This window comes from Variovorax ureilyticus (genome assembly GCF_037889935.1).
Taxonomy (GTDB): Bacteria; Pseudomonadota; Gammaproteobacteria; order Burkholderiales; family Burkholderiaceae_C; genus Variovorax; species Variovorax ureilyticus.
The window spans coordinates 1-21,824 of record NZ_JBBKZU010000010.1; the positions used below are offsets into that span (position 1 = coordinate 1).

Annotated in this window: 21 protein-coding genes and 1 tRNA gene; 8 read left to right on the top strand and 14 right to left on the bottom strand. The window is 66.4% G+C overall.

The window, feature by feature from the left end; translation table 11 throughout:
- Positions 1 to 184 precede the first annotated feature (184 nt).
- The 8 genes from urtE to ppk2 all read right to left on the bottom strand — a co-directional run bounded on the left by urtE (position 185) and on the right by ppk2 (position 9,098).
- Positions 185 to 877: an urea ABC transporter ATP-binding subunit UrtE gene (urtE, locus tag WKW77_RS21560; RefSeq protein ID WP_184525351.1), complete on the bottom strand. Its 693-nt coding sequence runs from the start codon at positions 875 to 877 to the stop codon at positions 185 to 187.
- Between the two features lie 11 nt (positions 878 to 888).
- Entirely contained in the window at positions 889 to 1,764 is an 876-nt protein-coding gene (urtD, locus tag WKW77_RS21565) for an urea ABC transporter ATP-binding protein UrtD (protein ID WP_340358934.1), read from the bottom strand.
- Complete coding sequence (gene urtC, locus WKW77_RS21570) at positions 1,761 to 3,002, bottom strand: urea ABC transporter permease subunit UrtC (protein WP_340358935.1); 1,242 nt, start codon at positions 3,000 to 3,002, stop codon at positions 1,761 to 1,763. Before urtC ends, urtD begins: the two co-directional genes overlap by 4 nt.
- Positions 2,999 to 4,561, bottom strand: a complete 1,563-nt coding sequence (gene urtB, locus WKW77_RS21575; protein WP_422823249.1) for an urea ABC transporter permease subunit UrtB — start codon at positions 4,559 to 4,561, stop codon at positions 2,999 to 3,001. Before urtB ends, urtC begins: the two co-directional genes overlap by 4 nt.
- 132 nt (positions 4,562 to 4,693) lie before the next feature.
- Positions 4,694 to 5,962 carry an urea ABC transporter substrate-binding protein gene (gene urtA, locus WKW77_RS21580; RefSeq protein ID WP_340358936.1) on the bottom strand — a complete coding sequence of 423 codons (1,269 nt, stop codon included), beginning with the start codon at positions 5,960 to 5,962 and terminating at the stop codon, positions 4,694 to 4,696.
- 212 nt (positions 5,963 to 6,174) lie between these two features.
- Entirely contained in the window at positions 6,175 to 7,023 is an 849-nt protein-coding gene (locus tag WKW77_RS21585) for a lipase family protein (protein WP_340358937.1), read from the bottom strand.
- A gap of 17 nt (positions 7,024 to 7,040) precedes the next feature.
- A complete protein-coding gene (locus WKW77_RS21590; RefSeq protein WP_340358938.1) occupies positions 7,041 to 8,090 on the bottom strand; it encodes an extracellular catalytic domain type 1 short-chain-length polyhydroxyalkanoate depolymerase in 1,050 nt (349 codons plus the stop codon).
- Positions 8,091 to 8,180: 90 nt separating this feature from the next.
- A complete protein-coding gene (gene ppk2 / locus WKW77_RS21595) occupies positions 8,181 to 9,098 on the bottom strand; it encodes a polyphosphate kinase 2 (protein WP_340358939.1) in 918 nt (305 codons plus the stop codon).
- A 166-nt stretch (positions 9,099 to 9,264) separates the two neighbouring features.
- Here ppk2 and WKW77_RS21600 point away from each other — a divergent pair, with 166 nt between their 5' ends.
- The 7 genes from WKW77_RS21600 to WKW77_RS21630 all read left to right on the top strand — a co-directional run bounded on the left by WKW77_RS21600 (position 9,265) and on the right by WKW77_RS21630 (position 15,658).
- Entirely contained in the window at positions 9,265 to 10,308 is a 1,044-nt protein-coding gene (locus WKW77_RS21600; RefSeq protein WP_340358940.1) for a transporter, read from the top strand.
- A 116-nt stretch (positions 10,309 to 10,424) separates the two neighbouring features.
- Positions 10,425 to 11,279: a 3',5'-nucleoside bisphosphate phosphatase gene (locus WKW77_RS21605; RefSeq protein ID WP_340358941.1), complete on the top strand. Its 855-nt coding sequence runs from the start codon at positions 10,425 to 10,427 to the stop codon at positions 11,277 to 11,279.
- Between the two features lie 5 nt (positions 11,280 to 11,284).
- Positions 11,285 to 12,217: a DMT family transporter gene (locus WKW77_RS21610; RefSeq protein ID WP_340359192.1), complete on the top strand. Its 933-nt coding sequence runs from the start codon at positions 11,285 to 11,287 to the stop codon at positions 12,215 to 12,217.
- Positions 12,218 to 12,316: 99 nt separating this feature from the next.
- Positions 12,317 to 12,952: an L-threonylcarbamoyladenylate synthase gene (locus WKW77_RS21615; protein ID WP_340358942.1), complete on the top strand. Its 636-nt coding sequence runs from the start codon at positions 12,317 to 12,319 to the stop codon at positions 12,950 to 12,952.
- A 41-nt stretch (positions 12,953 to 12,993) separates the two neighbouring features.
- Entirely contained in the window at positions 12,994 to 13,665 is a 672-nt protein-coding gene (locus WKW77_RS21620; RefSeq protein ID WP_340358943.1) for a site-2 protease family protein, read from the top strand.
- A gap of 10 nt (positions 13,666 to 13,675) precedes the next feature.
- Complete coding sequence (locus WKW77_RS21625) at positions 13,676 to 14,992, top strand: tryptophan--tRNA ligase (RefSeq protein ID WP_340358944.1); 1,317 nt, start codon at positions 13,676 to 13,678, stop codon at positions 14,990 to 14,992.
- A gap of 69 nt (positions 14,993 to 15,061) precedes the next feature.
- On the top strand, positions 15,062 to 15,658 hold the full coding sequence (locus WKW77_RS21630) for a response regulator transcription factor (RefSeq protein ID WP_340358945.1): 597 nt from the start codon (positions 15,062 to 15,064) through the stop codon (positions 15,656 to 15,658).
- Between the two features lie 113 nt (positions 15,659 to 15,771).
- Here the strand turns inward: WKW77_RS21630 and shkS are convergent, their stop codons facing one another.
- The 3 genes from shkS to serS form a co-directional block, all read right to left on the bottom strand.
- Positions 15,772 to 17,208 carry a surface-behavior sensor histidine kinase ShkS gene (shkS, locus tag WKW77_RS21635; protein WP_340358946.1) on the bottom strand — a complete coding sequence of 479 codons (1,437 nt, stop codon included), beginning with the start codon at positions 17,206 to 17,208 and terminating at the stop codon, positions 15,772 to 15,774.
- Positions 17,209 to 17,466: 258 nt separating this feature from the next.
- Positions 17,467 to 17,557 (bottom strand) — tRNA-Ser (locus WKW77_RS21640).
- 48 nt (positions 17,558 to 17,605) lie between these two features.
- On the bottom strand, positions 17,606 to 18,937 hold the full coding sequence (gene serS / locus WKW77_RS21645) for a serine--tRNA ligase (protein ID WP_340358947.1): 1,332 nt from the start codon (positions 18,935 to 18,937) through the stop codon (positions 17,606 to 17,608).
- Between the two features lie 60 nt (positions 18,938 to 18,997).
- Here serS and WKW77_RS21650 point away from each other — a divergent pair, with 60 nt between their 5' ends.
- Positions 18,998 to 19,408, top strand: coding sequence for a VOC family protein (locus WKW77_RS21650; protein ID WP_340358948.1), 411 nt, complete (start codon positions 18,998 to 19,000; stop codon positions 19,406 to 19,408).
- A gap of 12 nt (positions 19,409 to 19,420) precedes the next feature.
- On the opposite strand, the gene WKW77_RS21655 is transcribed toward WKW77_RS21650, so the two are convergent.
- Genes WKW77_RS21655 through WKW77_RS21665 form a run of 3 tightly spaced genes read right to left on the bottom strand, consistent with a single transcriptional unit; the run spans position 19,421 to position 21,800 of the window.
- Positions 19,421 to 20,383: a threonine/serine dehydratase gene (locus WKW77_RS21655; RefSeq protein ID WP_422823241.1), complete on the bottom strand. Its 963-nt coding sequence runs from the start codon at positions 20,381 to 20,383 to the stop codon at positions 19,421 to 19,423.
- On the bottom strand, positions 20,380 to 21,345 hold the full coding sequence (ispH, locus tag WKW77_RS21660) for a 4-hydroxy-3-methylbut-2-enyl diphosphate reductase (RefSeq protein WP_340358949.1): 966 nt from the start codon (positions 21,343 to 21,345) through the stop codon (positions 20,380 to 20,382). The genes WKW77_RS21655 and ispH overlap by 4 nt, the downstream gene beginning before the upstream one ends.
- Positions 21,342 to 21,800: an FKBP-type peptidyl-prolyl cis-trans isomerase gene (locus WKW77_RS21665; protein WP_340358950.1), complete on the bottom strand. Its 459-nt coding sequence runs from the start codon at positions 21,798 to 21,800 to the stop codon at positions 21,342 to 21,344. The genes ispH and WKW77_RS21665 overlap by 4 nt, the downstream gene beginning before the upstream one ends.
- Positions 21,801 to 21,824 lie beyond the last annotated feature (24 nt).

Genomic DNA, 21,824 nt, shown 5'->3' on the forward strand with positions numbered 1-21,824 from the left:
CATCGGTCACCACCCACGACTCAACTCGCTTCTTCGCCAAGGTATCGATCCAGCGCCGCGATCACAACGCGGCTCGGATCGATAGTTTACCTATTTACGGATAGGTTCTTAGCCGGGCCACCGGTGTTGCCCCCGGTAGGGGGGGTGGAGAGCGACACGAAGTGCGCGAGCCTGGGGGCGAGCTTTATATAGCGACGAGCTGGCGAACGCCCTGCGCTTCCATGTCCTTGCCAAGGCCGCGCGCGATGACTTCGCCGCGTTCCATCACGAGATAGTCGTCGGCCAGCTCCTGCGCGAAGTCGTAGTACTGCTCGCACAGCACGATCGCCATGTCGCCGCGGTCGGCCAGCATGCGGATCACGCGGCCGATGTCCTTGATGATGCTGGGCTGGATGCCTTCGGTGGGCTCGTCGAGGATCAGCAGCTTCGGCTTGGGCGCCAGCGCACGCGCGATCGCGAGCTGCTGCTGCTGCCCGCCCGAGAGATCGCCGCCACGCCGGTTGAGCATCTGCTTGAGCACCGGGAAGAGCTCGTACAGCTCCGGCGGCACCGGCGTGCTGCCCGACTTGTAGGCGAGCCCCATGCGCAGGTTCTCCTCGACCGTGAGCCGCGCGAAGATCTCGCGGCCCTGCGGCACGAATCCCATGCCGGCGCGGGCGCGCTCATACGGCGTGCGCTTGTGGATCGGCGCGCCGTCGAACTCGATGCTGCCGCTCTTGATGGGCACCAGCCCCATAAGCGACTTCAGCAGCGTGGTCTTGCCCACGCCGTTGCGGCCGAGCAGCACGGTCACCTTGCCGAGCCGCGCCTCGAAGCTGACGTCGCGCAGGATGTGCGAGCCGCCGTAGTACTGATGAATGTTCTTGACCGTGAGCATGTACTGCCTTCTTATCGACCGAGATAGACCTCGATGACGCGTTCGTCCGCCTGGACCTCGTCCAGCGTGCCCTGCGCGAGCACCGAACCGTCGCACAGCACGGTCACGATCTCGGAGATGGTGCGGATGAAGCTCATGTCGTGCTCCACCACCATGAGCGAATGCTTGCCCTTGAGCGACAGGAACAGCTCCGCGGTGCGCGCGGTTTCCTCGTCGGTCATGCCGGCGACCGGCTCGTCGAGCAGCAGCAGCTTCGGGTCCTGCATCAACAGCATGCCGATCTCCAGCCACTGCTTCTGGCCGTGGCTCAGGTTGCCGGCCATGCGCAGCACGCTGCCTTCGAGATGAATGGTGTGCAGCACTTCAGCAAGGCGGTCGCACTGCGCCGAATCGAGCTTGAAGAGCATGGAGGACTTGACGCCCTTGTCGGTGGCCAGCGCCAGCTCGAGGTTCTCGAACACGGTGAGGTGTTCGAACACCGTCGGCTTCTGGAACTTGCGTCCGATGCCGAGCTGCGCGATCTCGGCCTCCTTGTGGCGCAGCAGGTCGATCGTGCTGCCGAAGTAGACCGAGCCTTCGTCCGGCCGGGTCTTGCCGGTGATGATGTCCATCATCGTGGTCTTGCCCGCGCCGTTCGGACCGATGATGCAGCGCAGTTCGCCCGGTGCGATGTCCAGCGAGAGCTTGTTGATCGCCTTGAAGCCGTCGAAGCTCACGCTCACGTCTTCGAGGTACAGGATGCGGCCGTGCGTCACATCGACTTCGCCCGGCGTCAAGTGCCGGCCGTAGCCGGCGGCACGTCCACCGGATTCGGTGTGCAGGGCCTGTTCGAAGGCGATGTGGCGGGCGACGCGCTCGGCCCCGGCGTCCATCAGGTCGGGGGTCATGCGCGTGCTCCCTTGGGTTCGACGGCGAGCGGCGGCGTGAGCGATGGAGGCTCGACGCCCTGCTCCGCAGCAACCGCGCGCTGGGCCTCGCGGCGCGCCTCGCCGGGTTCCGCTTCGACCGGTGCGACCTTCTTCTCTTTGGACGCCCATTTCCTCACCAGCCCCACGATGCCGTCCGGCAGGAACAGCGTGACCGCGATGAACAGCGCGCCGAGGAAGTACAGCCAGTATTCCGGGTAGGCCACCGTGAGCCAGCTCTTCGCGCCGTTGACGATGAAGGCGCCCAGGATCGGCCCGATCAGCGTCGCCCGCCCGCCGACTGCCGCCCAGATCGCGATCTCGATCGAGTTGGCCGGGCTCATCTCGCTCGGATTGATGATGCCGACCTGCGGCACGTAGAGCGCGCCGGCCACGCCGCACATCACGGCCGAGATCACCCAGATCGTGAGCTTGTAGCCCAGCGGGTTGTAGCCAGAGAACATCACGCGCGACTCGGCATCGCGGATCGCCTGCAGCACCCGGCCGAACTTGCTGCCGATGAGCCACTTCGAGAACAGGAAGAAGCCGAACAGCGTGAGTCCGGTGAGCGCGAACAGGACCATGCGCATTTCCTGCGTCTGGATCGGAATGCCCAGGATGCGCTTGAAATCGGTGAACCCGTTGTTGCCGCCGAAGCCGGTCTCGTTGCGGAAGAAGAGCAGCATCGCCGCGAAGGTCATCGCCTGCGTGATGATCGAGAAGTACACGCCCTTGATGCGCGAGCGGAAGGCGAAGAAGCCGAACACGAAGGCGATGAGGCCCGGCACCGCGACGATCAGGATCAGCGTGGCGACGAAGCTGTCGCTCACCGCCCAGTGCCACGGCAGCGTCTTCCAGTCGAGGAACACCATGAAGTCCGGCAGATCGCTCTTGTAGTTGCCGTCGCGGCCGATCTGTCGCATGAGGTACATGCCCATCATGTAGCCGCCGAGCGCGAAGAAGAGGCCGTGGCCCAGCGAGAGGATGCCGGTGTAGCCCCAGATGAGGTCCATCGCGAGCGCGCAGATCGCGTAGCACATGATCTTGCCGACCAGCGCCACCGCGTAGTCGCTCATGTGCAGCACGCTGCCGGCGGGCACCACCATGTTGAGCACCGGCGCCAGCGCGCACACCACGATCAGCGCGACGAAGAAGGCGGTCCAGCCCTTGCCGCTCAGCAGCGGGCCCTTGGAGGGAAGTACGACTTTGCTGCTGCTCATGCTTCGGCGCTCCGCCCCTTGACCGCGAAGATGCCCTGCGGACGCTTCTGGATGAAGATGATGATGAAGACCAGCACCGCGATCTTCGCGAGCACCGCGCCGGCCCAGCCTTCGATGAACTTGTTCAGGATGCCCAGGCCCAGCGCCGCGTACACCGTGCCCGCGAGCTGGCCGACGCCGCCCATCACGACCACCATGAACGAATCGACGATGTAGCTCTGGCCGAGGTCCGGGCCGACGTTGCCGATCTGCGAGAGCGCGCAGCCCGCGAGCCCCGCGATGCCCGAGCCGAGCGCGAAGGCGTAGGTGTCGATGCGCGCGGTGTTCACGCCCATGCAGGAGGCGATCGGGCGGTTCTGCGTCACGCCGCGCACGAAGAGGCCGAGCCGCGTGCGCCCGATCAGCCAGCCCATCGCGAGCAGCACCAGGCCCGCGAAGATGATGATGCAGATGCGATTCCACGGCAGCGTGACGTTGCTCAGCAGGCTGAGCCCGCCGCTCATCCAGGCGGGGTTCTCCACGCCGACGTTCTGCGCGCCGAAGATCGAGCGCACCAGCTGCTGCAGCATCAGGCTGATCCCCCAGGTGGCGAGCAGCGTTTCGAGCGGCCGGCCGTAGAGGAACCGGATCACGCCGCGTTCGAGCACCGCGCCGACGAAGGCCGATGCAAGGAAGGCGACCGGGATCGCCGCCACCAGGTACCAGCCGAACATCGATTCGGGCAGCAAGCGTTGGAAGATGCCCTGCATCACGTAGGTCGCATAGGCGCCGATCATCATCAGCTCGCCATGCGCCATGTTGATCACGCCCATCAGCCCGTAGGTGATGGCAAGGCCCAATGCGGCCAGCAGCAGCACCGAGCCCAGGCTGATGCCACTGAACACGGCGTTGATGCGGTCGCCCCAGACGAGCGAGCCGTCGATGCTGCTGATCGACGCGATGATCGCCGCCTTCACGTCGGCCTCGGTCTCTTCGGCGAGGCGTTGGTTCAGCAGCAGCTTGGTGTCCGGGCTGCGGCTGTCGCCAAGCGCCTTGGCGGCATCGAGCCGCTTGGCCTTGTCGGCGCTGCTCAGCAGGCTCGCCGCGCGCACCAGTTCGAGCTGCGCCTTGACCTTGTCGTTGGCCTCGGCGGCCAGCGCCTTCTCGACCATCGGCAGCCGCGATTCGTCGGGCTCCTTGAACAGCGCCTGCGCCGCTTCCATGCGCACCGCGTCGTCCTTGCTCGTGAGCTTGAGGGCGGCCTGTGCCGCCTCGAGCGCGCCGCGCATCATGTTGTTGTTGACCACGTCCTCGGCATCGTCCGGCAGCTTCAGTTCCGCGCCGGTGACCGGGTCGTAGGCCTTGTCGTCCTTGATGACGAACACCTTGTCCGCGGTGACTTTCACCGCGTCATCCGACATCGCCTGGATGAAGGCGGCGGTCTTGTCGTCAGCGGCGGCAACCGCCTTGTTGAGCGCCTCGACGCGGGCTTCCGTGTCTCCGGAGGCGATGCTCTTCGCCTCGTCGGCAGTCAGCGCATGCGCGGGCAGACCCACCAGAAGCGCAAGCCCCGCTGCCAACAGATAAGAGCGCGAAAAAAATTGCACAACATTCCCTATTCCAGAAACACCGCGGATCCGGCTTTGCCGGTCCGCTGGTGTTGCCCCCTGAAAGGGGGTGTCAGAGCCACACGAAGTGGGCGAGGCTGGGGGTCAGAGAGATTTACCGGCCGGGTAGTCCGGCTTCTTGTCGTTGCCCTCGATGTACGGGCTCCACGGCTTGGCCTTGACCGGACCCGGCGTCTTCCACACCACGTTGAACTGGCCATCGGCCTTGATCTCGCCGATAAACACGCTCTTGTGCAGGTGGTGGTTCTTCTCGTCCATCTTCGAGACGATGCCCGACGGCGCGGTGAAGGTCTGGCCGGCCATCGCGGCGATCACCTTGTCGGTGTCGGTGCTCTTGGCCTTCTCGACCGCCTGCTTCCACATGTGGATGCCGATCCAGGTGGCTTCCATCGGGTCGTTGGTCAGCGGCTTGTCCTTGTGGCCGGCGATGTTCTTCGCCTTGGCGTAGTCGCTCCACTGCTTGATGAACGCCGTGTTGGTCGGGTTCTTGATGCTCATGAAATAGTTCCACGCCGCGAGATGGCCCACGAGCGGCTTGGTGTCCACGCCGCGCAGTTCTTCCTCGCCGACCGAGAAGGCCACGACTGGCACATCCTTGGCCTTCAGGCCGGCGTTGCCGAGTTCCTTGTAGAAGGGCACGTTCGAATCGCCATTGATGGTCGACACCACCGCGGTCTTGCCGCCGGCCGAGAACTTCTTGATGTCGGCGACGATGGTCTGGTAGTCGCTGTGTCCGAACGGCGTGTACTTCTCGTCGATGTCCTTGTCGGCCACGCCCTTGCTCTTGAGGTAGGCGCGCAGGATCTTGTTGGTGGTGCGCGGATACACGTAGTCGGTGCCCAGCAGCACCCAGCGCTTGGCGCCGCCGCCTTCCTTGCTCATCAGGTAGTCGACGGCGGGAATGGCCTGCTGGTTCGGCGCGGCGCCGGTGTAGAACACGTTCTTGCTCAGCTCTTCACCCTCGTACTGCACGGGGTAGAACAAGAGGCCATTCATTTCCTCGACGACCGGCAGCACCGACTTGCGCGAGACCGAAGTCCAGCAGCCGAAGATGACGGCGACCTTGTCCTGGCCGAGCAACTGCTTGGTCTTCTCTGCGAACAGCGGCCAGTTGGAGGCCGGGTCGACCACCACCGGCTCGAGCTTCTTGCCCATCACGCCGCCCTTGGCGTTGATGTCGTCGATCGCCATGAGCACCGTGTCCTTGAGCACGGTTTCCGAGATCGCCATCGTGCCGGAGAGCGAGTGCAGCACGCCGACTTTGATGGTGTCCTGCGCGAACGCGGGCGCAACTGAAAGTCCCGCCAGCGCGGCGGCGGCGGCGAGCGCCTTGAGGGTGAAACGACGTTGCATGATGAGACCTTCTCCTGTGGTTTGAACGATGGAGAGAGTCTGCGGAAAGGGTCGCCCCCCCGAAATACGCCGGGTGGCGTACAGGGTGTTGCTCGCCCCCAGCCTCGCCCACTTCGTGTGGCTCTGCACCCTCGACCGGGGGCGCAACCTGCGGCCCGGCCAAGCCGGTTCCGCGGTTGCCCGCGAACGGGCGCGCCTGGCGGCGCTGCCGGCTAGAAGAATCCGCGGGCGTAGTTGATCGGCGCGTGGTCCGCCAGCTCGCGCAGCAGTACGGCGCCGGGCTTCCACGCATGCTCCGACGCATACCGCGCCCGGCCTTCGGCACGGTCGGCCTCGATCATGGTCGGCGCCGGGTCGTCGATGCATTCGCCGGTGATGCAGGTGATGTAGGTCACTGCACCCGCGTGCGCATAGAACGACAACGCGGGTGGCAGTTGGGTGACCACGTCGCACCCATCCACCAGCCGCGCGACGTTGATGTGCGCGAGGGACGCGACGAACTCCGCGTCGCCGACACGCGGCGAGCCGAGCGTCACAAGCATCTCGGGCTTGAGGACGCTCGCGGCCAGCGTCGCCAAAGCGGCGCCGAGGCTGTGGCCGGTGAGGATGAGACGGCTGCGCGGCTGAGCCTCGCCGGCCAGCCAGTCCATCAGCTGCGGCATCACGCCGCGCGTCGCCTTGGCGAAGCCGGCGTGCACGCGCCCGCCGCTTTCGTGCCATTCGATCTGCTGTGCCTGCAGGTTGGTGGCGAGGTGGCGGATCTCGTCCGGCTGCGTGCCGCGGAAGGCGATGAGCGCCGTGCCGTCGCCGCCATGGATCGTCGCGAATGCGAAGGTCGCTGCATCGATGAACAACCTCGGTTCGCCAAAGCCGGCCCGCGCGAGTGCGGCAGCAAGACGCATTTCCTCCGACTCCCCCTGCTCCGCCCGGTAGTACGCGAGCCGCGAGGCCTCGACAGCCCATTGCGTCGGCGTGTAGAGACCGCCGCGCTCGAACAGCGTCTCCTGGCGCTCCGGCGTGTAGAGGGCGGCGCGGCTGGCGTCGTAGGCGATGGTGGGCATGTGGACTCCTCCCCGATTCAGGGCGCGCGTTGGCCGGCACTCAGGCGCAGCTGGCGTGCCGCGAAGGCCCAGACCAGCTTGCTCGCGTCCGGCCCGGCCGCATCCGTGAACAACATGCTGGAGACACCGCCGCTCCACGCATGGCCGAGGCCGGCGATCTCGCACAGGGTGACCGCGACGCGTCCCCGGCGCGTGAAATCGGTGATGCGCATGGGATGGCGCTTGCCCCGCTGCACGGTGCGCACGGCGCCGGCGCGCGCGCCGGTGGCCACTGCCCACACCGCCGCGGTGCTGCTGGCGTTGCTGGCGGACACGACGGTGTCCGCATCGCCGTGCAGCACCAGCAGCGGCGGCAGCGTCGCGAAAACCGCCGCGGCGCCCATGGCCTTGCCCACCGCGGTGGCGAGCATCGGCGGCACGTGCTGCCCGCGCATCGCACCGAGCGCGGTGGCCGGCGACTTGGCCGCGCCCGGTGCCACGCCCGAATGCATCGCCACGGCCTTGAAGCGCAGCGGATAGCGCGTCGCCAGCAACGCCGCCATGCTGGCGCCGGCGGAGAGCCCGGCGAGCGCGACGCGCTCTCGATCGAGCGGATACAGCATCAGCACCTGGTCGACGGCCGCCATGAGCGTGGCGGCCTCCGCGTCGGCCTTGCCGGAGCGGCGGTCGTACCAGTTCCAGCAGCCCTGTGCGTTGGCGATCCGGTCCTGTTCGGGGTAGAGCACCATGAACCCTTCTCGCTCGGCGATGCGGTTCATGCGGGTGCTGATGGCGAAGTCGCGCCCGGTCTGCCCGCAGCCGTGGAGCATGACCAAGAGCGGCAGCTTCTCGCCGAACTTGAGCTGCAGATCGGGCGGCCGGTAGAGGTGATAGCGCCGCGCCCCCGCCGGCCCCAGCGCGACGCCGGGCAGCCAGTCGCCGCGCCCCGGCGGAGGCTTGAGCTGCTTTGCTGCGGCCCGCTGCACCTGGGTGGCGATGCGCTTGCTGCTGCCCAGCGTCGCCTTGGTGAGCGCCTTCAGGTTGCGCTGGTAGGCGCGTGTGAGCGGAGAGATTGCACGGCGGGCCATCAATATGCGAGAAGGGTCGTCCGCGCACGGTAGCAGCTTCGACCGAAGCAGGCTACCCGGACGATTGGCCGATCCGGCCCGGCGGCTCGATCAGTACAGCTCGGGCACGTACATGCTCTCGGGCACGGGGTGGCGCAGGTAGTCCGCATGGCGCTCGCGGGCCGGCAGGACCACCGGCGCATGCTCGACCTCGTGGTAAGGCAACTGGCCCAACAGGTGGCTGATGCAGTTGAGCCGCGCCTTCTTCTTGTCGACCGCCTGCACGACCCACCACGGTGCCTCGGGGATGTGGGTGCGGTCGAGCATCAATTCCTTGGCCTTGGTGTATTCCTCCCACCGGCGGCGCGATTCGAGGTCCATGGGGCTGAGCTTCCACTGCTTGAGCGGGTCGTGGATGCGGCTCAGGAAGCGCATGTGCTGCTCGTCGTCCGTGATGGAGAACCAGTACTTGATCAGCTTGATGCCTGAGCGCACCAGCATCCGCTCGAAGTCGGGCACCGTGCGGAAGAACTCCTCGTACTCGTCGTCGGTGCAGAAGCCCATCACGCGCTCGACGCCCGCGCGGTTGTACCAGCTGCGGTCGAAGAGCACCATCTCCCCGGCCGCGGGCAGATGCGCCACGTAGCGCTGGAAGTACCACTGGGTGCGCTCGCGATCATTCGGCGCCGGCAACGCCGCCACGCGCGCCACGCGCGGGTTCAGGCGCTGCGTGATGCGCTTGATCACGCCGCCCTTGCCGGCCGCGTCGCGGCCCTCGAACAGGATGACCACCTTCTGCCGGGTGTTCTGCACCCAGTCCTGCAGTTTCACCAGCTCGCCCTGCAGGCGGAACAGTTCCTTGAAATAGGCCTGGCGGGCGGCTTTGTCGTCGATCTTGCCGCTTTCGATCTCCTCGATGCTGCGGTCTTCGATCTCGAGCTCGATCTCTTCGTCGTAACTGTCGACCAGGTCGCGCGCGATGCGCTGCATGAGTTCTTCCTGGTCGCTCAGGATGTTGGGGAGCGTCATGATCCGTCTCTGGGGCAAGAGAAAACCTCATCCTGCGACGGCCGGATGACAGTCCTGTGACGAAAAGTGAGCAGGACGGCCGGCGTCACATGACTGTCACGAGCAGGGTGGAGCATGCCGGATTCGCCCACGGGATGTTCACTCATCTGTTCTGACACATACGGCTTTGGCACTTTCCCAGGATTGGACGTTCGGTGCCTATGGCAGCGATGAAGCAGGCCTGATCTGCGGCTACCTGTTCGACGCAGGGTCGGCCCGGCCGGTGCGCGCGGTCGATTCGTCGCAGGCGGCCGAATGGCTGGCCCGGGACGCGGGCCACGAGGACGGCATGGCGGATCGCGCATTCATGTGGCTGCACTTCAACCTCAGCCACGCGCCGGCCGAGCGCTGGCTGAGACGCCACGCGGGCCTGTCCGACGTGTTCTACGAGACGCTCAGGGACGGCCTGCACTCCACCCGCATCGAGCGTGCGGACGACTCGCTGATCGCGGTCATCAACGACGTGCACTTCGAATTCAGCTTCGAGCCCTCGGACATCTCCACCCTCTGGATCAGCGTCGGCCCGCGACTGGTGGTGACCGCGCGCAGCCAGCCGCTGCGCTCGGTGGACGCGCTGCGCACGGCCGTGAAAGCCGGGGACGCGCCGAAGTCGTCGACCGAATTGCTCGAACACCTGATGCGGGTGCAGGCGGATGTGCTGGTGAAGATCGTGCGCGACGGGACCGCCCGCATCGATTCGATCGAGGACGAACTGCTGGCGGGCCGCCTCGACCACAAGCGGGCACGCCTGGGCATGCTGCGGCGGGTGCTGGTGCGCCTGCAGCGCCTGCTGGCGCCCGAGCCGGCGGCGCTGTTCCGCCTGCTGCAGACGCCGCCGCAGTGGATGTCGGAATCCGACGCCCGGCAGTTGAGCGCCGCGACTGAAGAGTTCTCGGTGGTGCTGCGCGACATGGGCGCTCTGCAGGAGCGCATCAAGCTGCTGCAGGAAGAGATCGCGGCCAACGTGAACGAGGACAACAACCGGAGCCTGTTCGTGCTGACGGTAGTGACGGTGCTCGCGTTGCCGATCAACATCATGGCGGGCCTGTTCGGGATGAACGTGGGCGGCATCCCGCTGGCCGAGCACAAGCACGGCTTCTGGATCATCGTGGGCATCGTGGCCACGTTCACCGCGGTGGCCGCCTGGCTTGCCTTCCGGAAGAAGCAGTGAGATCCGCCCGGCCCGCAGCGTAGCACCCGGGCCACTTGACTGCTATTCATTCGATAGCAATTCGCTCAGCAACCATGCGCCCTGCAGGCAAGAACCAGAACGAATAAGATCATAGCGTGACATCCATCCTCAACGCCGATCTGCACTGCCATTCCGTGGTCTCGGACGGCACGCTCACTCCCGAGGAACTCGCAGCGCGCGCCGCGGCCAACGGCGTCGAGCTCTGGGCGTTGACCGATCACGACGAGATCGGCGGCCAGCGCCGCGCGGCCGCCGCGGCACGCCAGAACGGCATCAAGTACCTCACCGGCACCGAGATCTCGGTCACCTTCGCGGGCGAGACGGTGCACATCGTCGGCCTGGGTTTCGACCCCGACGACGCGGGCATGAGCGAAGGCCTCTACGACACCCGCGGCGGGCGCGGCAAGCGCGCGCAGGAGATGTCCGAGCAACTCGCCAAGGTCGGCATCCAGGATGCCTACGAAGGCGCGCTCAAGTTCGTCGGCAACCCCGAGCTGATCTCGCGCACGCATTTCGCACGATTCCTCGTGGAAGGCGGCTACTGCCGCGACACCGCGGAGGTCTTCCGCAAGTACCTGACGGAAGGCAAGCCCGGCTACGTGCCGCACCGCTGGGCCACGCTGAAGGACGCGGTGACCTGGATCACCGCCGCCAACGGGCTGGCGGTGATCGCGCACCCCGGCCGTTACAAGTTCACCGCCAACGAGGAATACGCGCTGTTCCTCGAATTCAAGGCCCACGGCGGCAAGGCGATCGAGGTGGTGACCGGCAGCCACACGCCTGCCGAGTACGTCGAATACGCCGACAAGGCGCTGGAGTTCGGCTTCGCCGCCTCGCGCGGCAGCGATTTCCACAGCCCCGACGAAAGCCATTGCGACTTGGGCAAGCTCCCGTGGCTGCCCGGGAACCTCACGCCGGTGTGGGAGCTGCTGGAGCACCGCATCCAGTGAGCTCGCTGCCAGACGGCGTCATCGCAACGAGCCGAACCACCCGCGACATCGAATCCGAGCGCATCCTTGCCGGCATCGGGCTGGTGCTGCTGGCCGTCGCCTGCTTCGCGACGCTCGACACCGCGACCAAGCTCTCGACCGCGTCGGTGCCGATCCTCATGGGCGTGTGGGTGCGCTATGCCTTCCAGGCGGTGGCGACCACGATGGTGCTGCTGCCGCGGCACGGCACCGCGCTGTTGCGCACGCGCCATCCGCGCTACCAGCTGCTGCGCGGTGCGCTGCTGCTGGCATCGAGCACGCTGGCCTTCTTCAGTCTGCGCTACATGCCGCTGGCGGAGTTCACCTCGATCGTGCTGATCGCGCCGCTCGTGATCACGCTGCTCGCCGCCACCACGCTCAAGGAACAAGTCTCTCCGCTGCGCTGGGTGTTGGTGGCGGGCGGCTTCGTCGGCACGATCGTCATCCTGAGGCCGGGCGGCGGCGCCTTCAGCTGGGCCGTGCTGCTGCCGATCGGGCTGGTGCTGACCAATGCCTGGTTCCAGGTGCTGACGAGCAAGCTCGCGCGCACCGAGAACCCGCTCACGATGCACTTCTATACCGGCTGGGTGGGCACCCTGCTGGCCTCGATCACGGTGCCCTTCGTCTGGACTGCGCTGCCGTCCTGGCATTGGTGGGCGCTGCTGTGCCTGATGGGGTTCATGGGGACGATCGGGCATTTCCTGCTGATCCTCGCCTACCAGCGCACGCCGGCCTCGACGCTCACGCCCTATCTCTACGCGCAGATCGCTTTTGCGATGCTGGGCGGCTGGTTCATGTTCTCGCAAGTGCCCGACATCGTCTCGCTGGCCGGCATGGCCTTGATCGCAGTCTGTGGTGCGGCGGGCGCGTGGCTCACGGTGCGCGAACGCCGCGTGCCGATCGAACCGGCGGAGTCTTGACCTACCCCGTGCTCGCTCGCTGCGTGCAGCCGCCTCGCAGGCTTGAGGAGACTGACGGCAGAATGGCGGGCTCCCTTCGTACGTTCCCGTCAGGTTTTCATGGCCCAGTACTTCGAAGTCCATCCCGACAACCCCCAGCAGCGGCTTCTCAAGCAGGCCGCGGCCCTGCTCGCGCGCGGCGAGATCGTGGCGGTGCCGACCGACTCCAGCTACGCGCTGGCCTGCCACCTCGACGACAAGGACGCGGTCGACCAGTTGCGGCGCATTCGCCAGGTCGACGAGAAGCACCACCTCACGCTGATCTGCCGCGATCTGAGCGAGCTCGCGAACTACGCCCGTGTCGACAACAAGCAGTACCGGCTGCTGAAGGCCGCGACCCCGGGCCCTTACACCTTCATCCTCGAAGCAACGAAGGAAGTCCCGCGCCGCGTGAGCCATCCGCAGCGCAAGACCATCGGCCTGCGCATGCCCGACCACAAGGTGCTGTGCGAGCTGCTCACCCTGCATGGCGAGCCGCTGCTCGCCACCACCCTCATTCCGCCCGGCGAGACCCGGGCGATGAACGACGCGGAGCAGATCCGCGAACGTTTCGAGAAGCAGATCGGCGCGGTGATCGATTCCGGCGCGTGCCCGTCGGAGCCGACGACCGTGGTCGACCTCGTGCCCATGGGCACCGGCGGCGACCCCGTGCTGGTGCGGGAGGGCCGCGGCCCGCTCGCCCTGCTCGGCCTCTGAGACGCCCGAGGGACACGCAACCCGTCTGAGACAATTCGCCAGTGGACATTTCCAACACCATCCAGACCGTGCTCATCTACGCACTGCCGGTGATCTTCGCGATCACCGTGCACGAAGCCGCGCACGGCTACGTCGCCCGCTATTTCGGCGACAACACCGCCTACGTGCTCGGCCGCGTGACGCTCAATCCGATGAAGCACATCGACCCGGTCGGCACCATCCTGATGCCGCTGCTGCTCTTTTTTGCGACCTCGGGCAGCTTCCTCTTCGGCTATGCGAAGCCCGTCCCGGTGAGCTTCGGCCGGCTGCGCCATCCCAAGCGCGACATGATCTGGGTCGCGCTGGCCGGGCCGGCGGCCAACTTCATCCAGGCAATCTTGTGGGCGCTGTTCTACGTCGCGCTTGCCGCCTTCGGTGTCAGCGAACCTTTCTTCCTGAAGATGGCGCAGGGCGGCGTGCTGGTGAACCTCGTCATGTGGGCCTTCAACCTCTTTCCGCTGCCGCCGCTCGATGGCGGACGCGTGCTCGCCGGACTTCTGCCGCGCGGCCGCGCGCAGGAATTCCTCGCGCGCATCGAGCCCTATGGCTTCTTCATCGTGATGGCCCTCGTGCTCGCCGGCATCGTGAGCACCTACTGGCTGCAGCCGCTGATGGCCCTCGGCTACGAAGTCGTCAACCTGCTGCTCTCCCCCATCATCGCCCTGATCCGCTGAGTCTTTTCACATGGCTTCGTCCAACCCCGACATCGTCCGCTTCCTCACCGGCATCACCACCAGCGGAACGCCGCATCTCGGCAATTACGTGGGGTCGGTGCGGCACTCGGTGCGCTTCAGCCGCCGCGCGGACGTGCAGAGCTTCTACTTCCTCGCGGACTATCACGCGCTGATCAAGGTCGACGACCCCGCGCGCATCCAGCGCTCGACGCTCGAGATCGCCGCCACCTGGCTGGCCTGCGGGCTCGATCCCGAGCGCGTGACCTTCTACCGGCAGTCCGACATTCCCGAGATTCCCGAGCTCACCTGGTTCCTGACCTGCGTGGCCGGCAAGGGCCTGCTCAATCGCGCCCACGCCTACAAGGCGCAGGTCGACAAGAACGTCGCCCGGGGTGAAGACCCTGACGCGGACGTGAGCGCCGGCCTCTTCATGTACCCCGTGCTGATGGCGGCGGACATCCTGATGTTCAATGCCCACAAGGTGCCGGTGGGCCGCGACCAGGTCCAGCACATCGAAATGGCGCGCGACATGGGCGCGAGCTTCAACCATCTCTACGGCGAGCACTTCACGCTGCCCGAGGCCGAGATCGACGAAGCGGTGGCGACCCTGCCCGGCCTGGACGGCCGCAAGATGAGCAAGAGCTACGACAACACCATTCCGCTCTTCACGCCACGCGCCAATCTGCAAAAGCTCATCGCGGGCATCGTGACCGACTCGCGCGCGCCCGGCGAGCCCAAGGAGACCGAAGGCTCCGCCCTGTTCCAGATCTACCAGGCGTTCGCAGACAGCGAGGAGACGGAGACCTTGCGCAAGGCCTTCGCCGACGGCATCGGCTGGGGCGAGGCCAAGCAGGTCCTCTTCGAGCGCATCGACCGCGAGATCGCACCGATGCGAAAGCATTACGAAGAATTGATCAACGACCCGGCGCAAATCGAGACGATCCTGCGTACCGGGGCCGAGAAGGCGCGCGCGCTGTCGAAGCCCTTCCTCGCCGAGCTGCGCCACGCGGTCGGCCTGCGCAACCTGGCCGCGAGCCCCAAGCCCGCTGCGCGCAAGGCGGCGAAGGTCGCGCGCCCGAGCTTCAAGCAATACAGGGAAAGCGATGGCCTTTTCTACTTCAAGTTTCTCGACGCGACGGGCGCCCAACTGGTACAAAGCCGAGGGTTCGCAACGCCGCAGGAAGCCGGACGCGCCATCGCCACGCTGAAGCAGGAGCGCGGCGCTGCGCTGGCTCTGCTTGCCGAGCAGCTCGAACCCATGGACGACAAGGGAGTGAGCGCGGCATCCGCCGCGCTAGAGACACTGGCCGCCGAAGCGGCCGAGTGAAGGATGATCTGAGAGAAAGCAACGCACGGCGAGGGGCACGACCCGGACCGCGCACACAGTGAGAAAACCATGAGTATCTACGTCATCGACGACCACCCCCTGATGCGCGACGCCATCGTGATGGTTCTGCGCCGCCTCCGCCCGGCCGAGACCATCGTCGAACTCGAACGCCTCGACAAGCTCACCGCCGCCGTCAAGCAATACGGAGCGCCGGGGCTTTTCTGCCTCGACCTGAAACTCCCCGACATCACCGGCGTTTCCGGCGTGGTCGCGGTGAAGCGCGACTATCCGGAAGTCCCGATCGCGGTCTATTCGGCATCGCCGTCGGCCGACATGGAAGAGGCCTGCATCGAGGCCGGCGCGGACACCTACATCGAGAAGTCCGCCAGCTCGGCGGAACTCACCGCGGCGCTGCGCGGCCTGCTGATGGCCGACTCTGAAGCTGAAGAGCCGGTGACGGCGACCAGCAACAAGCTGTCCAAGCGCCAGACCCAGTTGATCGCCATGCTCGATCAGGGCATGAGCAATCGCGACATCGCGACCGAGCTGGACATCAGCGAGCACACGGTCAAGGTGCACCTGTGGCGCCTGTTCCGCCGCCTTGGCGTGAAGAGCCGCACCCAGGCGCTGCATCACGCCCGTACGAACGGACTCCTGCCCGGGTAGCTAGGCACACCCCCAGGCTCGCGCACTTCGTGTCGCTCTCCACCCCCTTGCAGGGGGCACTCCCGGCGGCCCGGCAAAGCCGGTTCCGCGGGGAGCTCGGGCATTTCGGGTTCTTAGCCTACTGCGCCGGAGATCCGGGTTTGGGCCTGGCTCTCGTCCGCGTCATGCAATGCGACGCGGAACACGCTGCCCTTGCCCAGGCGAGATCGCACGCTGACCGGATGGCCCAGCGCATGCGAGAGGCGCGCGACGATCGCGAGGCCGAGACCGAAGCCGTCCGAGGTGCCGGCATGGTCCGCCACCTTGTAGAACTCCAGGAACACGTCGCGCAGGTGTTCACGGGCAATGCCGATGCCGGTGTCCCAGACCTCCACCCGCAGGCCGTCGCGCGTCTGCCTTGACGCGAGCAGCACGCCGCCCTCGGCCGTGTACTTGATCGCGTTGGCGAGCAGGTTGCCGATCATGCGGCGCACGCGGATCGGATCGGTGAGCACCGTTCCCGGCGTCACGTGCATGCGGAAGGTCAGGCCCTTGGCTTCCGCGACGGGGCGGTATTGCAGTTCGAGATCGTGCAGGAGCTGGGCCACGTCGACCCGCTCGATATGCAGCCGCACCTGCCCCGAATCGATGCGCGCGAGATCGAACAGCGAGTCGAACAGCGCATTCACCGCATGGGTGGCGCGCACGATCTTCGGCGCGATCTCGGCCACCAGCTCCGGCTCGTTGCGCAGCCAGTCGGCGTAGAGGGATAGCGCGAGCACCGGCTGGCGCATGTCGTGCGCGGCGCTCGCGAGGAAGCGGTTCTTCATCGCCACCGCCGACACGGCCGCCTGGCGCTGCTGGGTGAGCGAATTGATCAGGATGTGGTTGTGGAACAGCAGCTCGAAGCTGTTGCGCGCCGTCTCGTGGATGCGCCGGCCCGCACGCAGCAGCAGCCACCAGTGCAGGCCCGGCAGCATCAGGAAGCCGTAGTGGAAATGCGGCTTCTCGAAATTCAGCTCGATCATGCGCAGCGCGATCGCCGCCAGCATCGTGAAGAAGAGCGTGTTCACGTAGCGCTTGAGCAGCGGCGGATGCAGCGCCAGCCCGTTGAGCGGGAACGTCGCGACACCGGCCACGATCAGCCAGCTCATGAACTGGTTCACCAGCGGCGTGCGCTCGAAGAAGATCAGGATCGACAGGCCCCAGGCGAAGGCGCTGGTGCTCCAGAGAAAGCGGTAGTGGTCGACGAAGTACTGCTGGGCCGCCGAATCGCGATCGGCGTAGTGCCGCGCATAGATCTGCTCGCCCCAGATGCGGCAGGCGGTGGCCGCGATGCCGATCGCGAGCCAGACCATGAGCTGCCAGACGGGCACGTGCCCCCAGCTCAGGCCGACCATCGCGGGCATCAGCGCCGCGGCCAGCAGATACGAGCCGCGCGAGGCGCGCATCAGGCTTCGGATCAGCTCACCGCGAACCCATGGTTCGGCCTCGTCGGCAGACGCCGGTGCCGGCGTGAGGCTCGCGAAGGACGAGTTGCCCAAGCCCGCAAACGACGAATTTCCCATCATGGCAATACTGGTCCCTTGTCAGTCAGGCACAAAAAAGCCCCTCGCGGGGCCATGAAAGCGGCTGCCTCTACCAACCTGCAGCGGTCTGCCGAGCATTCGATCTTAATTCGCTGTGCGAAATGTCTTGCTTCGATTCTTCCCCGATGCGTCGCATGCACACAACGTGCCGCCGAGGCCGCAAGGAATCACGCGAGAAAAAAAAACGGGCCCGAGGGGCCCGTTTGATCTTGGCTGGACCAGAGCGATCGCCAAGGTTACTGGAGGAGAGGGAGGGATTCGAACCCTCGGTGGGCTATGAACCCACGCCTGATTTCGAGTCAGGTACATTAGACCACTCTGCCACCTCTCCGGTGTTGGTCGAGCCCGCGATTCTAGCAGAGCTTCAACGGGTTTTTTCTCAGGGCCGCAAAACTTCGAGGCCGCCGAGGTACGGCCGGAGGGCGGCCGGCACGGTGATCGAGCCGTCCTCGTTCTGGTGGTTCTCGAGCACCGCAACCAGCGTCCGCCCCACCGCCAGACCCGAACCGTTGAGCGTGTGCACCAGTTCGTTCTTGCCCTGCGCGTTCTTGAAGCGCGCCTGCAGCCGGCGCGCCTGGAAGGCTTCGCAGTTCGACACCGAGCTGATCTCGCGATAGGTGTCCTGCGCCGGCAGCCACACTTCGAGGTCATAGGTCTTGCTCGACCCGAAACCCATGTCGCCCGTGCTGAGGAGCACCACGCGATACGGCAGTTCGAGCGCCTGCAGCACGGCCTCGGCATGGCCGACCATCGCCTCGAGCGCTTCGTAGCTTTTCTCGGGATGCGTGATCTGCACCATCTCGACCTTGTCGAACTGGTGCTGGCGGATCATCCCGCGCGTGTCGCGGCCTGCGCTGCCCGCTTCCGAGCGGAAGCACGGCGTGTGCGCGGTGAGCCGGATCGGCAACTGCGCCTCGGGCACCACTTCGTCGCGCACGAAATTCGTGAGCGGCACTTCGCTGGTCGGGATGAGATAGAGCGCCTGCAGGTCGGGCGCAGCCTCGCCTTCCTGGCCGCCCTTCTTCGCGGCGAACAGGTCGCCTTCGAACTTGGGCAGCTGGCCCGTGCCGCGCAGCGTCTCGGCATTGACGATGTAGGGCACGTAGCACTCGGTATAGCCGTGCTGCTGCGTTTGCAGGTCGATCATGAATTGCGACAGCGCGCGATGCAGGCGCGCGATCGGCCCCTTCATGACATTGAAGCGCGAGCCCGACAGCTTGGCGCCGGTCTCGAAATCCAGCCCCAGCGGCGTGCCGAGATCTACGTGATCCTTGGCGGCAAATGGCAGCGGCTCTGCAGAACCTCCAGCGCCACCCTTCGGGCTCCAGCGGCGGATCTCGACATTGGCCTGCTCGTCCTCGCCGACCGGCACGCTCGCGTGCGGCAGGTTGGGCACCGCCAGCAGCAGTGCGTGGAGCTCAGGCTGGAGCGCATCGAGGCGGGTGGCCGACGATTCCTGCTCGGCCTTGAGCGCATTGACCTCCGCCATCAGCGCATCGACCGATTCGCCCTTGGCCTTCAGCGGCCCGATCTGCTTGTTGAGCGCGTTGCGCTTCGCCTGCAATTCCTCGGTGCGGGTCTGCAGGGTCTTGCGTTCGGCCTCGAGCGAACTGAACCTGGCGACGTCGAGGTAGGGCTGGTTCTTCTTGCGGGTTTCGAGGCGCGCAACGACCGAGGCGAGGTCCTTGCGTAACAGTGTGATATCGAGCATTGCGCGATTTTAGGTGCGCGTGCATGGTGGTCCCCTGAACACAAACCTCAAGGAGCCAGCATGGAAGCCTATCTGACCTTCAACGGCAACGCGGCCGAGGCGCTCGCGTTCTACGCCAAGTGCCTGGGCGGCAAGATCGAATTCAGCATGACCTTCGCCGAGAGCCCCATGGGCGCGCAGACGCCCGACAACTACAAGGACAAGATCATGCACGCCACGCTGACCGCGCGCGGCCAGAAGCTGATGGCCTCCGACGCACCGCCCGAATACAAGTTCGAAGGCTACAAGGGCTTCTCGCTGTCGGTGCAGGCCAAGGACGTGAAGGAAGGCGAACAGCTTTTCAGCGCCCTCTCCGCCGGCGGCAAGGTCGCGATGCCCTATGCGGCGACCTTCTGGTCGCCGGGCTTCGGGATGCTCGAAGACAAGTTCGGCGTGCCGTGGATGATCAACGTGGATCATCCACCGGCCTGACCGGCCGGCGCTTCAGGCGAGGGTGGCCGGATCCACGTTCGCGCCGCAGACGATCAGGCAAAGCTTCTCGCCGCTGTGCGGCACATAGGCGCCACTTTGCAGCGCCGCCAACGGCAGCGCTGCGGCCGGCTCGACGGCGAGCTTCAGTTCCTTCCACAGCCAGAGCTGCGCCGAGCGGATCGCTTCGTCCGTGAGCAGGAGAGCCTCGGGCACATGGCGCTGCGTGATGTCCCACGAGATGCTTCCGATGCGCCGCGCGCCGAGAGAATCGGCTGCGATGCCGCCGACTTCGACGTCCACCGGCGCGCCGGCCTCACGCGCCTTGAACAACGTCGGCGCCCGCTCGGGCTCCAGCGCCACCACACGGGCACGGGACTCGAACCACGCGGCGAGGCCCCCGATCAGACCGCCACCGCCGACGCTGACGAGCACCGAATCCGGGATGCCGCCCTGCCGTTCGATCTCGAGCCCCAGCGTCCCGGCCCCGGCGACCACCTCGGGCTGGTCATAGGCATGCGTCAACAACGCGCCCGTCTCACGCTGCCGCGCGAGGCACGCAGCCAACGCATCGGCGTAGGCATCACCGCCGACCACCACCTGCGCACCCAGCGAACGCAGCCGCGCACGCTTGGCCTCGGAGGACACGTTCGGCAGGAAGACTTCGCAATGCACCCCCAGCGCCTGCGCCGCAGCCGCCGTCGCGATGCCGGCGTTGCCGCCCGAAGCGACGATCACGCCGCTTGCCGGGATGTCGTTGGCCAGCAGCCGGTTCATCATGCCCCGCGCCTTGAAGCTGCCGCTGACCTGAAGCTGCTCCAGCTTCAACCAGACTTCGACATCGCGAGCCGCGAGGCCGAGCGCGGCGCCCTGGAGCTTCCACAGCGGCGTCTCGCGCAGGAAGCCCGGTGTGCGTTCGCGCGCACGCCTGGCTGCCGACTCGATGTCCCGACGCCAGTCGACCGCGCCGTCCGTCACGAGATGTGCCCCGGCGCGGGAACGTCGTCCAGCTTGAGCCCCTTGGGCAAAGGGAACTTGAGCGTTTCCTGGATGCCGTCCATCTTGCGCACCGACACCGCGCCGAGGGCCTTGATCCGGTCGGTCACCTCGCGCACCAGCACCTCCGGCGCCGAAGCGCCTGCCGTCAGGCCGACGCGGGACTTGCCTTCGAACCACTCGGGCCGGAGCTCTGCGGCCGAATCGACCATGTAGCTCTCGGTCCCCAGGCGCTGCGCCAGTTCGCGCAGGCGGTTGCTGTTGGAGCTGGTCGGGCTGCCCACGACGATCACCAGATCCACTTGCGGACTGAGCAGCTTCACCGCGTCCTGGCGATTCTGGGTCGCATAGCAGATGTCCTGCTGCTTGGGCTCGCGCACCTTGGGGAAGCGCGCGCGCACCGCGGCCGAGATCTCGGCCGCATCGTCGACCGACAGCGTGGTCTGCGTGACCACCGCGAGCTTCTCCGACTGCGAAGGCGCCACGCGCGCCACGTCTTCCACGTCTTCCACCAGATGGATGCCGCCGGAGAGCTGGCCCATCGTGCCTTCGACTTCCGGATGGCCCTTGTGGCCGATCATGATGAACTCGTAGCCTTCCTTGGCGAGCTTGGCGACCTCGACGTGGACCTTGGTCACCAGCGGGCAGGTGGCATCGAAGATCTCGAAGCCACGCGCACGCGCCTCGGCCTGCACCGCCTTGCTCACGCCATGCGCGCTGAACACCAGCGTCGCGCCCGGCGGCACTTCGGCGAGGTCCTCGATGAAGACCGCGCCCTTGGACTTCAGCTCGTTCACCACGAAGGTGTTGTGGACGATCTCGTGGCGCACGTAGATCGGCGCGCCGAATTTCGCGATGGCGCGCTCGACGATCTCGATCGCGCGATCCACGCCGGCGCAGAAGCCGCGCGGCTCGGCAAGGATGACTTCTTCGACGCGGCTCACAGCACGCCGATCAGCTTGACCTCGAAGGTCACGGGCTGACCTGCGAGCGGATGGTTGAAATCGAAGCGCACCGCGGTCTCGTTCGACTCGATCACCGCACCGGCATAGCTGCCGGTGCCGTCGGGCGTCGGGAACTGCACCACGTCGCCGACGGCGTACTGCTCGTCGGGGTCGCCCATCTGCGCGAGCAGCTTGCGCGCGACCCACTGCTGCATGTCGGGATTGCGTTCGCCGAAGGCCGCGCCGGCCGGCAATTCGAAGGTGGCGTGCGTGCCCTCCTCCAGGCCGATCAGCCGCTGCTCGACCGCGGGCGAAAGCTCCCCGGTGCCCAGCGACAGCGTGGCGGGCTTGTCGTTGAAGGTGTTGATGATGTCGCCCGCAGGCCCGGCAAGGCGGTAGTGCAGGGTGAGGAAGGAACCGGCCGTGACGACGGCGGGCTGGGTGGTCGAGGACAAGGTGAGAGGCCGCTATAGACTGAG